Source organism: Variovorax sp. GW821-FHT09D04, assembly GCF_059416405.1.
Window position 1 is genome coordinate 157789 of the sequence record NZ_JBWKPA010000005.1, and the last position, 12715, is coordinate 170503.

Below are 12715 nucleotides of genomic sequence, written 5' to 3' on the forward strand. Positions count from 1 at the left end.
TTCAGCCCAGACGTTCCAACGCGCGCGGCGCTTGCGCAGGCGCTGCCGATTCGGTGCCCAGTGCATCGAGCAGCAGGAACAGCTTGCCCACGCCCGCGTACAGCGCACCGCCCGTCAGCGCGCGGCCGGCGCGCGTGGCGCGGCCCGTGAGCTGGCCCAGCAGCAGGCGCGTGCGGTCGGCCCATTCGCCTTCGGCCTGCAGCAGGCGCCACACGGTGGTCGTGACCTGGCCGGCGACGAGCAGGCGCTTCATCATGTGCGGGTCGCCGGGCTCGCCCATGCCGCCCACCAGTTGCACGCCGTCGCGCAGCAGGCGGAAGCACGGCTCGGCGTCGGCGGCCCAGCCCTGCCATTGCGCGAGCTGCGGCGCGCCCACTTCGTCACCCAGGTTGGTGAGCACGCAGGTCTGCGACAGCAGCTTGCGGCTGCGCGCATCGACCACGCGCACAGAGATGCAGCGCAGTGTGGGCAGGGTGTCGCGATCGATGGCGGTGCGCGGCAACACCTCGACCTGCGCTTCGCATTGCAGCGCGGCCTTGCCGCGATAGCGCACAGGTCGCTCGGTGGCGTCGTCGAACGCGAAGACCAGGCGCGCGAGTGTGGTCGCAGCGCCCGTGTGCACATCCGTCACGGCCGTGCTGCCGGGCGCGCGCGCCAGCCACTTCGAGCCCTCGGCCTGCCACGCCAGCATCTGCTCGAGCGCCGGCGGCTTGCCCAGCACGTGCACGAGCCGCTTGCCGAAATCCTGTTGCTGCAGCCACTGCACCTGACGCTGGCCCGGTGCGGCCGCCTGGCGCGCCGCAGCAGTCGAAAGCCACTGGTTCGGCGCCGCCAGCGGCAGGCCGCTGCGGTCCGACAGCAGCAGGCTGCCATGGCACACGTAGGCGTCGCCGCTGTCGGTCGCACGCAGGCCCACCTGCCCCGCCAGCGCGAGGACGTAGGTGTCGCAGCCGGAAGCCAGCTCGCCACGCGCAAACGTCGACAGCTCTTGCAGCACAGCCTTGGCATCGACAGCCTCATCACCGGCCTGGCGCCACAACGTGCGCGCACCATCGAAGCCGATGTACGCACCGGCCAACGCGCCAGCGGTCGTCGCGAGTTCCTGCGCGTCATGCGCCATCGCACGGATCAGGCTCTGGTAGCGCAGGCGCAGGCGATCGGTCTCGCCCTGCGCCTGCGGCGAAGGCGCGGCCTCGTCGGGCAGGTCGGCTTCGGCCGGCACGAAGAGCGGGCTGTGCTGGCGCGGCTGGAACACGCTGTCCACCAGCTGCACGCGGTCGGCGCGCACCAGGTTCTCGGGCACCTTCTGGCCGCCCGAGATGTAGTGCACCGGCAGGCGGTGGCGGATCACGGTGTCGATCAGCGCACCCGGGTGGGTGGCCTCGTCGACCTTGGTGAAGATGCAGCCCGCCAGCGCATGGCCCTGGCGGTAGGCGTGCACCACCTCGTTGAGCGTGTCGCCGTGGCTGGTGGCGTTGAGCAGCAGCAGCCGCTTCACCGGCCGCTGGCTGCTGCCGAGCATGGCGATCTGCTCGGGCACGGCGCGGTCCCGCTGGCTCATGCCGACGGTGTCGATGAGCACCATGTGGCGGTCGCGCAGGTCGTGCAGCACCAGCTGCAGGTCGGCCGCGTCCTTCACGGCATGCACCGGCACGTTGAGGATCTGGCCGTAGATGCGCAGCTGCTCGTAGGCGCCGATGCGGTAGCTGTCGGTGGTGACGAGCGCGAGCTTGTCGGCGCCGAAGCGCATCACGCAGCGCGCGGCCAGCTTGGCGGTGGTGGTGGTCTTGCCGACGCCGGTCGGGCCCATCAAGGCATAGACGCCGCCCTGCGCGAACAGCGCGTCTTCGTCTTCATGCACCGGCACCGCGCGCACGAGCTCGGTGCGCACGAAGGCCATGCCGTCGGCGTAGCTCTGGCCGGTGGGTAGCTTCTCGAGCATGGCCTTCGACAGGCGCGCGCTGAAGCCCGCGCCCAGCAGCGTGCGCAACAGGCGTCCGCGCACCGGGTCGCGGCGCTGGCTGTCGCTCCAGACCACGCTGGCGAGCTGTTCCTCGATCATGCCGCGCATCGAATGGAGTTCGCTGAGCACGGTGGGGTCGGCGGATGCGGCCGTGGCAGGTGCGGCTGCGGGCACCGCGGTTTGCACCGTCTCCTGCACATCGCCCTCGGCCATGGCGACGATCTCGACGCCTTGCGCGGTGGCGCGGTGCGTGAGCACGATGGCCTCGGCGCCGAGCGATTCGCGCACCAGGCGCAGGGCCTCGCGGCCGGTGGCGGCGACGAATTTGCGTGCGGTGGTGCGCACGTCGGTCTGTGGATTCAAACGGCTCGTCCTCCAATGGCGGCGGTGATCTTGATGGTCCGGGCGTCAGGGATCTCGGCGTGCGAGAGCACCTTGAGCTGCGGCAGGCTGCGCCGCAGGAAGCGAGACAGCAGCACGCGCAGCGCGTGCTGCACGACCAGCACCGGTGCCAGCCCCATCTGCTCCTGGCGCACCATGGCGGCCTGCGCCTGCTTGAGCAGGTTGTCGGCAATGCCCGGCTCGATGCCGCTGCTGTTGTTCAGGGCCTGCTGCAGCACGCTGTCGAGCGAGCCGTCCAGGCCGATCACCTGCATCTCCTCGTCGCCCGGGAACAGCTGCTGCGTGATGGCGCGGCCCAGCGCCAGGCGCGTGAGCGTGGTGAGCTCGGTCGGGTCTTTCACCGTGGGCGCGTGCTCGGCCATCACGTCGAGGATGGTGCGCATGTCGCGGATCGGCACCTCTTCGTCGAGCAGGTTCTGCAGCACCTTGTGCAGCGTGCTCAGCGACAGCACCTTGGGCACCAGGTCTTCGGTGAGCTTGGGCGCGGTCTTGGCGATCTGGTCGAGCAGCTGCTGCACTTCCTGGCGACCCAGCAGCTCGGCCGCGTGGGTGTGGATCAGGTGGTTCAGGTGCGTGGCCATCACGGTGCAGGCATCCACCACGGTGTAGCCGTACACCTGCGCCTGCTGGCGCAGGCTGGCGTCGATCCAGGTGGCCTCCAGGCCGAAGGCCGGGTCGCGCGTGGGCGTGCCCGTCAGCGCGCCCGTCACCTGGCCGGGGTTGATCGCCATCCACTGGTTGGGGAAGGCCTCGCCGCGGCCGATCTCCACGTCCTTCAGGCTGATGACGTAGGCGTTGGGCTTGATCTCCAGGTTGTCGCGGATGTGGACCACCGGCACCAGGAAGCCCAGCTCCTGCGCGATCTTCTTGCGGATGCTCTTGATGCGGCCCAGCAGCTCGCCCTGCTGCGACTGGTCCACCAGCGGGATCAGCCGGTAGCCGACCTGCATGCCCAGCGGATCGACCATGGCCACGTCGTCCCAGGTGGCTTCGGCCTGCTCGGCCGAGGCCGGCACGCCCGCCCCCTGCGTGGCGGCGGCCGCGGCGGCCTGCTGCGCGGCCGCCTGCGGCTTGCGCTGCACCAGCCGCTTGCCGAGCCACACCAGGCCACCCGCGATCAGCAGGAAGGCCAGGTTCGGCATGCCGGGGATCATGCCCAGCAGGCCGACGATGCCGGCCGTGAGGAACAGCACCTGCGGATTGGAAAAGAGCTGGCCCGTGAGCTGGCTGCCCACGTCCTCGTCGGTGGTCACGCGCGAGACGATCACGCCGGCCGCGGTGGAGATCACCAGCGCCGGAATCTGCGCCACCAGGCCGTCGCCGATGGCCAGCAGCGTGTAGGTCTTGCCGGCCGTGGAAAAGTCGAGCCCGTGCTGCAGCATGCCGACCACGAGCCCGCCGATGATGTTGATCACCATGATCAGCAGGCCCGCGATCGCGTCGCCGCGCACGAACTTGCTGGCGCCGTCCATCGAGCCGTAGAAGTCGGCCTCCTGCGCCACCTCGGCGCGGCGCTTGCGGGCGATCTCCTCGCCGATCAGGCCGGCGTTGAGGTCGGCGTCGATCGCCATCTGCTTGCCCGGCATCGCGTCGAGCATGAAGCGCGCGCCCACCTCGGCGATGCGGCCCGCGCCCTTGGTGATCACCATGAAGTTGATGAGCACGAGGATGATGAACACCATCACGCCCACCGCGAAGTTGCCGCCCACCAGGAAGTGGCCGAAGGCCTCGATCACCTTGCCGGCCGCGTCGGGCCCGGTGTGGCCGTGCATGAGCACCACGCGCGTGGAGGCCACGTTGAGCGACAGGCGCAACAGCGTCGAGAACAGCAGCACCGCCGGGAAGGCCGCGAAGTCCAGCGCCTTCATGGTGTACATGCTCACCAGCAGCACCATCACCGACAGCGCGATGTTGAAGGTGAACAGCAGGTCGAGCAGGAAGGGCGGCAGCGGCAGCACCATCATGCTCAGGATGAGGATGATGAGGATCGGGCCCGCCAGGCCCTTGAACTGCGAGCCGGAGAAGATCCGCGCCGGCAGGCGCATCAGGTCGTTCAATCCGTTCATGCCACCGCCGGCGCGTACTGCAGGTCGGCCGGCACCGGCAGGTCGGTCGGCGTGCGCGGCGCCTCGCCGCCTTCGCTGTTCCAGCGCTTGAGCTGGTACACCCAGGCCAGCACCTCGGCCACGGCGGTGTACAGCCCTGCGGGAATTTCCTCGCCCAGCTTCGTGTGGCGGTAGAGCGCGCGCGTGAGCGGCGGCGCCTCGAGGATCGCGACCTTGTGCTCCTTCGCCATCTCGCGGATGCGCGCGGCCACCAGCTCGGTGCCCTTGGCGACCACGCGCGGCGCGCGCATGTCGCTGTCCAGGTACTGCAGCGCCACGGCGAAGTGCGTCGGGTTGGTGAGCACGATGTCGGCCTTGGGCACCTCGGCCATCATGCGGCGGCGCGCCATCTGCTGCTGTTGCCGGCGGATCTGCGCCTTGATGTGCGGATCGCCTTCGCTTTCCTTGTGCTCCTGGCGCACGTCTTCGCGCGACATGCGCAGCTTGCGGTAGTAGTTCCACAGCTGGAACGGCACGTCGACCAGCGCGACGAGAAAGAGCGTGGCGGCGATGAGCGCGCAGTGCTTGGCCACCAGCACCAGCGCATGCGGCAGCGCCTCGTGCGCGGGCTGCGACATGAGCGCCATCACGGCCTCGATGTCGTCCACGATGACCCACCACGCCACGCCGCCGATGAGTGCCGACTTGGCCAGCGCCTTCACGAGCTCGGCCAGCGCCTGTGCCGAGACCATGCGGCCGATGCCGGCCAGGGGATTGAGCTTGCCGAAGTTGGGGGCGACGGCCTTGCCGGAGAACATCCAGCCGCCGAGCATCAGCGGCGCGGCCACGGCGGCCACGACCATCATGGCGAACAGCGGCCCGATGGCCATGAGTGCGTGCAGCACCATGAGCCCGCTCTGCGAGAGCATGTGCGCGGGGTCGAAGGCGCTGGCGCGTTCGAACTGCAGGCCGCGGCGCAGCGCGCCGCTCAGGCTCGCGCCGAGCGACTCGGCCGCCAGCCACAGGCCGGCGCTCGCGGTGGCGAGCATGACGAAGGTGGTGAGCTCGCGCGAACGGGCCACGTTGCCTTCCTCGCGCGCCTTCTCCAGGCGCCGCTCGGAGGCGGGTTCCGTTTTCTCGAGATCGCTTTCCTCAGCCATTCATGCTCCGAACCAGCACTGGCGAAGTACGCCTTGCCCAGAACCAAATTATTGGATCCGGTGGTGCGGAGCAATCTGCCGATCAGGGCCGGTATCGCCCTGCAATTCGGCCAATCAAGCAGGCCGCAAGCGGCTCAGAAGCCGAGGCTTTCGAGCAGGTCGTCGACCTGCGCCTGGTCGGTCACGGCGTCGGGGTTGCCGGGCTTCACCTGCGGCCCGTTCTGCAGGCTCTGCACGGCCTCGTGGCGCTTTTCGGGCGGCGAGTTGTCGATCAGCACCTGCAGCAGCTGCGTCTCGACGTCGTTGACGACCTCCATCATCTTCTTGATGACCTGGCCCGTGAGGTCCTGGAAGTCCTGCGCCATCAGGATCTCCATGAGCTGCGTGTTGATGGCGCTGGCGCGCTGGGGCACGTCGTTCAGGTAGCCGCGCGTGTCCAGCACGAGCTCGCGCGCCTGGTCGAGTTCGATCGGGTTCTCGAACCACTGGTCCCAGCGCTGCGTCAGGGCCTTGGCGTCGGTGGCCAGGGCTTCCTGCAGCGGCTGCGCGACGTCGATGGCGTTGAGCGCGCGGTGCGCCGCGCGCTCGGTGGTGGCCGCCACGTAGTTGAGGCGGTCGCGCGCATCGGGAATGGCCTGCGCGGCCTTGGCCACCTGCTTGTCCAGGCCCAGCTCGCGCAGGCCTTCGCGCAGCTGGCGCGTGAGGTGGCCGATGCGGCCCAGCAGTTCCTCGGTGGTGTTGTTGGTGGCGTCTGCCGCGCCGGCGGTGTCCTGGCTCATGCCTTGGCCAGCTTCTCGAAGATCTTGGTGATCTTCTCTTCCAGCGTCGCCGCGGTGAAGGGCTTCACCACGTAGCCGTTGGCGCCGGCCTGTGCGGCCGCGACGATGTTTTCCTTCTTGGCCTCGGCCGTGACCATCAGCACCGGCAGCGTCTTCAGCTCGGGGTCGGCGCGGATGGTCTGCAGCATGGTCAGGCCGTCCATGTTGGGCATGTTCCAGTCGGACACCACGAAGCCGAAGCTGCCGCCGCGCAGCTTCTCCAGGCCGGCCACGCCGTCCTCGGCCTCGTCGACGTTGAGGAACTCCAGCTCCTTCAACAGGTTGCGCACGATGCGCCGCATGGTCGGGAAGTCATCCACCACCAGGATCTTGATGCTCTTGTCGATCACGATTTTTTCCAGCTCCACAGGTCGTTGTTCAAACTCGTCATACCCGGTTCGCACGTTCGCCGAACGTGCGAAGGTGCGCCATCACGCGGCGACTGATCTCGTTCAGCGGCGACACCTCGTCCACCGCGCCCAGCGCCACCGCCTCGCGCGGCATGCCGAAGACCACGCAGCTGGCCTCGTCCTGCGCCAGCGTGTGCGCGCCCGCGCGCCGCATGCGCAAGAGGCCCTCGGCGCCGTCCTTGCCCATGCCGGTGAGGATGATTCCGATGGCGTTCTTGCCCGCGTGCTTGGCCGCCGAATCGAACAGCACGTCGATCGACGGCCGGTGGCGGTTCACGGGGGGCTCCTGGTCCAGGTGCGCCACGTAGTTGGCGCCGCTGCGCGCCAGCGACAGGTGAAAGCCGCCCGGCGCGATGTAGGCATGGCCCGGCAGCACGCGCTCGCCCTGCTCCGCCTCCTTCACGCGGATGCGGCACAGGCCGTCCAGGCGCTGCGCGAAGGAGCGCGTGAAGCCGGCCGGCATGTGCTGCGCGATGAGCACCGCGGGCGCGTCGGGCGGCAGCGGCTGCAGCACCTCGCGGATGGCCTCGGTGCCGCCGGTGGAGGCGCCGATGATGAGCAGCTTCTCGGTGCTCAGCAGCGGGCTGCGCAGCAGCGCCTCGGGCGCCGCCTCGTGGGCGGGCCGTGCCGCCGTGGCCGCTGGGCGCGCGGGCAGCAGCCGCGCACTGGCGGCCGTGCGGATCTTGCCGGCGATGAGCTCGGTGTAGTTCAGCAGGCCGTCGCGCACACCCAGGCGCGGCTTGGTCACGAAGTCGATGGCGCCCAGCTCCAGCGCGCGCAGCGCGATCTCCGAGCCGCGCTCGGTGAGCGAGGACACCATGACCACCGGCATCGGCCGCAGGCGCATGAGCTTCTCGAGAAACTCCAGGCCGTCCATGCGCGGCATTTCCACGTCGAGCGTGAGCACGTCGGGGTTGGTGACCTTGATGAGGTCGCGCGCCACCAGCGGGTCGGCCGCGGTGCCGACCACGGTCATGTCGCTCTGGCTGTTGATGATCTCGCTCATCACGCTGCGGATCAGCGCCGAATCGTCGACGCAGAGCACCTTGATCTTTTTCTTGCTTGGCAGGCTCACCGGCTTCCTTTGGTTCTGTCGATCTCGTGCGGCGCGGCGGGCACCGACAGCCGGCGCAGCAACTCGCCTTCGTCGCGGCGCACCCGCAGCACCTCGGTCTGCGCGCGCAGGCGGCGCACCACGGCCTTGCCGCTCTCGGGCAGGAAGCACACGCGGCGCGCATGCGGTCCGCGCAGGTCCTGTGCCGCCACTTCGATGCGTTCCGCCTCCAGGTAGCGCAGCACGAAGTCGGCATTGCGGTCGCCGATGTTGAGCGTGGTCATGCCGGCCAGCACGGCGCCGCCGCCGAACACCTTGGCCTGCAGCCGCTCGCGCCGCGCGCCCGCGCGCACCAGTTCGCGCACCAGCACGTCCATCGCGAAGGCGCCGTAGCGCATCGAGCCGCCACCGGGCTCGCCGTCGTCGGGCAGCATGAAGTGGTTCATGCCGGCCACGCCCGCCTGGGCGTCGTGCAGGCAGGCGGCCACGCAGGAGCCGAGCACGGTGCTCAGCACGGTGTGGTCGGTGGTCACGTAGTACTCGGAGGGCAGCAGCTTGACGGCCATGCGCCCGACATCGCGGTCGAAGTAGTGGTGGCTCGCCAGGCTCATGCGATGCCCGGCGTGCGCGACAGCTCGTACACCGTCTGCCCCAGCGGGCGGAAGGCCGGGTTGACGAGCGAGGCGTTCTCGGAGTGCCCGGCGAACAGCAGGCCGCCCGGCTTGAGCAGCGGCGCGAAGCGGTCGAGCACCTTCTTCTGCGTCGGCTTGTCGAAATAGATCATCACGTTGCGGCAGAAGATCGCGTCCACCGGCTCCTTCACCGACCAGGCGCTGTCCAGCAGGTTGACGCGCGAGAACTTCACCAGCGTGGCGACCTCGGGGCGCACGCGCACCTTGCCGGCGTTGGTGCCGGTGCCCTTGTTGAAGAAGCGCCGCAGCCGCTCGGGCGACAGGCGCCGCACCTGCTCGGTGGTGAAGACGCCGGTGGCGGCCTTGGCCAGCACCGCCGTGTCGATGTCGCTGGCGATGACGCGGGCCGAACCCGCGCGCTCGCCCAGCGCTTCCATCAGCGTGATGGCGATCGAGTACGGCTCCTCGCCCGTCGAGGCGGCGGCGCACCACACGGTGACCGGGCCCGGCCGCTTGCGCACATGGTCGGCCAGCGTGGGAAAGTGGTGCGCCTCGCGAAAGAACGAGGTCAGGTTGGTGGTGAGCGCGTTGATGAACAGCTGCCACTCGTCGCCGTCGTGGCGCGCCTCGAGCTGGTCCAGGTACGGCGCGAATGCGGGCAGCTGCAGCTCGCGCAGGCGCCGCGACAGCCGGCTGTACACCATCTGCCGCTTCTGCTCGCCCAGGGCGATGCCGGCGCGGCGGTGGATGAGGGTCCGGATTCTGGAGAAGTCGTGGTCGGTAAAGTGGAACTCGGTCGTCACAGCCAGCCTGGAAGCGTGACTTTCAATGGTCACGGAAACCGCCGTTTCCAATCGGCCGATCAGACGCGCAAAAGCCTTGCATTTCCGGGGGTCAGGCAGGCGGTGCGGTCACGGCCGGGCCGGCGTCGAGCGCCCACACCAGCGCCGACAGCTGCGCGGCATTGACCTGCGCGGCGCTCAAGAAGAGCGCCTCCGACAGGCGCGCCGCACGGCCGTCGTCGGTCTCGCAGCTTTCGGCCAGCGCCACGAAAGGGCCGTAGACGCCGCTGCGCGACAGAATGGCCTGCTGCACGGCCTCGGTGAGCTGCACCTTGCGCAGCACGCCTTCCATGGGCACGCCCAGCAGCTGGTCGAGCAACGAGAACATGCCGGCAACGAACAGGTTGTCGGCCTCGCTGGGTGGCAGCATGCCCTGCCCCATCAGCTCGACGAAGCGCCCGCGCAGGATGGCCTTCTTCATCATGAAGGGCGAACTGACCTTGTTGCTGGTGGCCAGCAGCAGCGACAGCCAGCGGTACAGCGGCGAGTAGCCCAGCATCGCGACGGCATGGCGCAGCGAATGGATCTCGACCGCCAGCCCGACCGAGGGCGAGTTGATGTAGCGCAGCAGCCGGTAGGTGAGCGCCGCGTCGTGCTTGAGCGCGCCCTCGATGGCGCGCATGTCCTCGTTGCGCAGGATCATCTGCATCAGGTGCACGATGAGCTGCGACTCGGGCTGCAGCGCGTCGGCGCTGTCGCGCGCCGGCGGCAGGCGCACGGCGCCGTCGACGAACACCTGCACGCCGCGCGCGGCGCAGGCCTCGAACTCGGCCCAGTTCGCCACGCGCGCAGCGATGGGCGCCGGGCCGGCGGGCGACACGTCCGCCAGCTGCGAGGGCAACACCTCGCGGTGCGTGACGATGGCGCGCAGCTCGTCGTCGTCCGGCAGCGCGACGCCGCCGCACAGCATGAAGCCGAAGCCCTGCTCGCGCAGGAACAGCAGGATGGAGCGCATGTCGGCGTCCATCAGCTCGTCGGCCTTCATGCACAGCACGACGTTGCGCGGCGGCAGCGACTGCAGCTCGCTCTGGAACAGCGCATCGACGGTGACGTCGACGAACACCATCTGCCCGCCCAGCAACCAGCCGTGGCCGCCCGGGTTCAGGTGCAGGCCCAGCGTATCCATGAGCGCCTTGACGCCGGCTGCGGCACCCGCGTCGGTGCCCTGCCCGGCTGCGCGCCAGGCCATGCGATAGCCGACCACGCGGCGCTTGCCGTCCAGCAGCATGGCATAGGCCACGTGGCCGTCGGCGCCCACGGCGGGCGTGATGGCGGGCGTTGCATCGGCTTGCGCGCCGTTGCCGTCGACGCCGGGGCGCCGGAAGAAATCGAACCTCATGCGGCCGTCCCTCGCGTCGGGATCAGGACGCCAACGCGTCGGTGCGGCGCGCCGCGCCCGCCAGGGCCGCCGCGCTGGCGGCCTGTGCGCGCTGGATGCGCGGCATCGCGCCCACGTCGACGATGAAGGCCACGCTGCCGTCGCCCACGATGGTGGCGGCCGAGATGCCCGGCACCTTGCGGTAGTTGGTCTCCAGGTTCTTCACCACCACCTGGTGCTGGCCGAGCAGCTCGTCGACCAGCAGCGCGAAGCGGCTGTCGTCGGCCTGCACGATCACGAGGATGCCCTGCGTGGGCTGCGTCTGCGCGCCGGCCACGTCGAACACGCGGTGCAGCTCGATGAGCGGCAGGTACTCGCCGCGCACGCGGATCACGTGGCCGTCGGCGGTGATCGAATGCAGGTGCTCCGGCAGCGGCTGCAGCGACTCGATGACGTAGCTCAGCGGCAGGATGTAGGCCTCGCTGCCCACGCGCACCGACATGCCGTTGAGGATGGCCAGCGTGAGCGGCAGCACGATGCGCGTGGACGTGCCCTGGCCGCCGCGCGAATGAATTTCGACATGGCCGCCCATCTCCTGGATGTTGCGCTTGACCACGTCCATGCCCACGCCGCGCCCCGAGATGTCGGTGACCTGCTCGGCGGTGGAGAAGCCGGGCGCGAAGATCAGCTGCCACACCTCTTCGTCGGGCATGGCGTCGTTCACCGGCAGGCCCTGCTGGCGCGCCTTGTCGAGGATGCGCTCGCGGTTCAGGCCCGCGCCGTCGTCGCTCACCTCGATCACGATGTTGCCGCCGTGGTGCTGCGCCGACAGCAGCAGCTGGCCGGTGGCGTCCTTGCCCTTGGCCAGGCGCACCTCGGGGGCCTCGATGCCGTGGTCCAGGCTGTTGCGCACCAGGTGCGTGAGCGGATCGACGATGCGTTCGATGAGCCCCTTGTCGAGTTCGGTCTCCTTGCCGTAGGTGTCCAGGCGCACCTGCTTGCCGAGCTTGGCGCTCACGTCGCGGATCACGCGCGGGAAGCGGCTGAACACGTAGTCCATCGGCATCATGCGGATGGACATCACCGATTCCTGCAGGTCGCGCGCGTTGCGCTCCAGGTGGCCCAGGCCGCTCAGGAAGCGCTCGTAGGCCACGGGGTCGAGCACGGTGGCGGCCTGCGTGAGCATCGACTGCGTGATGACGAGCTCGCCCACGAGGTTGATGAGCTGGTCGACCTTCTCGACGTCGACGCGGATGGAGCTGGACTCCTTGGCGCCGGCGGGCACGGGCGCGGCGGCGACCGGTGCAGGCGCGGCGGGTGGCTGCACGACCGGTGCTTCAACTGCGACCACAGGTTCGGCAACGTCGGCCACCTCGCGCGTGATGTCGATCTGCGATTCGTCGATGACGAAGCAGCACACGGCCACGATGTCGTCGGGGTCGCAGGTGGTGGCCAGCCGCACGGTCAGCTGGTCGTTGCTGCGCGTGCGCGTCAGCACGGTGCCCAGGTTGGCCAGCTCGCCGGCGAGCAGCTCGCATTCGCTGTCGGACAGGCGCGCGAAGCGCACGACCAGCACGCCGTCGCTGTTGCCGCCTTCATCGGCCGGCGCAGCGGCTTGAACGACAGGCGCCGGTGCGGGCGCGGGTGCCGGCACGGGCGCGGCGGCGTTGTTCTCCATCGCCAGCTGCTGCAGCACGCCGCAGATGTGGGCGACCCTCTCGGCGTCCGGCTCCTTGCCGGCCTGGTAGGCGGTGAGTTGTTCTTGCAAGGCGTCCTTCGTTTCCAGAAAGGCATCGATCATCGGAGCGCTCAGGTGCAGTTGCCCGTGGCGGGCCCTGTCCAGCAGCGTCTCGAGCACGTGCGTGGTGTGGGTCAAGGCGGTGAAACCGAACGTGGCCGCGCCGCCCTTGATGGAGTGCGCCGCGCGGAAGATGGCGTTGAGCTGCTCGCCGTCGGGCGCCTCGACGTCGAGGTCGAGCAAGAGCTGCTCCATCTCCGCCAGCAGCTCGATGGCTTCGACGAAGAAGGCCTGGGTGAATTGACTGAGGTCCATCTGTGGTGCTCCGGGGCC

Annotated in this window: 10 protein-coding genes; all 10 read right to left on the bottom strand. The window is 69.5% G+C overall.

All coding sequences use genetic code 11. The annotated features are described in order from the left end of the window. Position 1 precedes the first annotated feature (1 nt). Positions 2-2326, bottom strand: coding sequence for a flagellar biosynthesis GTPase FlhF (gene flhF / locus AC07O4_RS17350; protein ID WP_495305204.1), 2325 nt, complete (start codon positions 2324-2326; stop codon positions 2-4). Then, complete coding sequence (gene flhA / locus AC07O4_RS17355) at positions 2323-4431, bottom strand: flagellar biosynthesis protein FlhA (protein ID WP_492685895.1); 2109 nt, start codon at positions 4429-4431, stop codon at positions 2323-2325. The genes flhF and flhA overlap by 4 nt, the downstream gene beginning before the upstream one ends. Next, on the bottom strand, positions 4428-5570 hold the full coding sequence (gene flhB, locus AC07O4_RS17360) for a flagellar biosynthesis protein FlhB (RefSeq protein ID WP_492728873.1): 1143 nt from the start codon (positions 5568-5570) through the stop codon (positions 4428-4430). The genes flhA and flhB overlap by 4 nt, the downstream gene beginning before the upstream one ends. Before the next feature lie 134 nt (positions 5571-5704). Then, entirely contained in the window at positions 5705-6349 is a 645-nt protein-coding gene (gene cheZ / locus AC07O4_RS17365) for a protein phosphatase CheZ (protein WP_062469395.1), read from the bottom strand. After that, positions 6346-6738, bottom strand: coding sequence for a chemotaxis response regulator CheY (gene cheY / locus AC07O4_RS17370; protein WP_056582361.1), 393 nt, complete (start codon positions 6736-6738; stop codon positions 6346-6348). The genes cheZ and cheY overlap by 4 nt, the downstream gene beginning before the upstream one ends. A 37-nt stretch (positions 6739-6775) precedes the next feature. Continuing rightward, positions 6776-7867, bottom strand: coding sequence for a protein-glutamate methylesterase/protein-glutamine glutaminase (locus AC07O4_RS17375; RefSeq protein ID WP_083259225.1), 1092 nt, complete (start codon positions 7865-7867; stop codon positions 6776-6778). 2 nt (positions 7868-7869) lie between these two features. Beyond that, positions 7870-8463 carry a chemoreceptor glutamine deamidase CheD gene (gene cheD, locus AC07O4_RS17380; protein ID WP_062469392.1) on the bottom strand — a complete coding sequence of 198 codons (594 nt, stop codon included), beginning with the start codon at positions 8461-8463 and terminating at the stop codon, positions 7870-7872. Further along, positions 8460-9287 (bottom strand): CheR family methyltransferase, encoded by an 828-nt coding sequence (locus tag AC07O4_RS17385; protein WP_159278381.1) that lies wholly within the window; start codon positions 9285-9287, stop codon positions 8460-8462. Before AC07O4_RS17385 ends, cheD begins: the two co-directional genes overlap by 4 nt. A 91-nt stretch (positions 9288-9378) precedes the next feature. Beyond that, positions 9379-10665: an EAL and HDOD domain-containing protein gene (locus tag AC07O4_RS17390; RefSeq protein WP_495305205.1), complete on the bottom strand. Its 1287-nt coding sequence runs from the start codon at positions 10663-10665 to the stop codon at positions 9379-9381. 22 nt (positions 10666-10687) lie between these two features. Next, the gene (gene cheA, locus AC07O4_RS17395) at positions 10688-12697 is read right to left on the bottom strand and encodes a chemotaxis protein CheA (RefSeq protein WP_495305206.1); all 2010 of its coding nucleotides are present in this window, start codon (positions 12695-12697) and stop codon (positions 10688-10690) included. Between the last annotated feature and the right edge of the window lie 18 nt (positions 12698-12715).

What these genes read in the sequence shown, in the direction of transcription:
- flhA (WP_492685895.1), bottom strand. Translation starts at nt 4,431, where the DNA reads ATGAACGGATTGAACGACCTGATGCGCCTGCCGGCGCGGATCTTCTCC.
- flhB (WP_492728873.1), bottom strand. Translation starts at nt 5,570, where the DNA reads ATGGCTGAGGAAAGCGATCTCGAGAAAACGGAACCCGCCTCCGAGCGG.
- cheZ (WP_062469395.1), bottom strand. Translation starts at nt 6,349, where the DNA reads ATGAGCCAGGACACCGCCGGCGCGGCAGACGCCACCAACAACACCACC.
- cheD (WP_062469392.1), bottom strand. Translation starts at nt 8,463, where the DNA reads ATGAGCCTGGCGAGCCACCACTACTTCGACCGCGATGTCGGGCGCATG.
- AC07O4_RS17390 (WP_495305205.1), bottom strand. Translation starts at nt 10,665, where the DNA reads ATGAGGTTCGATTTCTTCCGGCGCCCCGGCGTCGACGGCAACGGCGCG.
- cheA (WP_495305206.1), bottom strand. Translation starts at nt 12,697, where the DNA reads ATGGACCTCAGTCAATTCACCCAGGCCTTCTTCGTCGAAGCCATCGAG.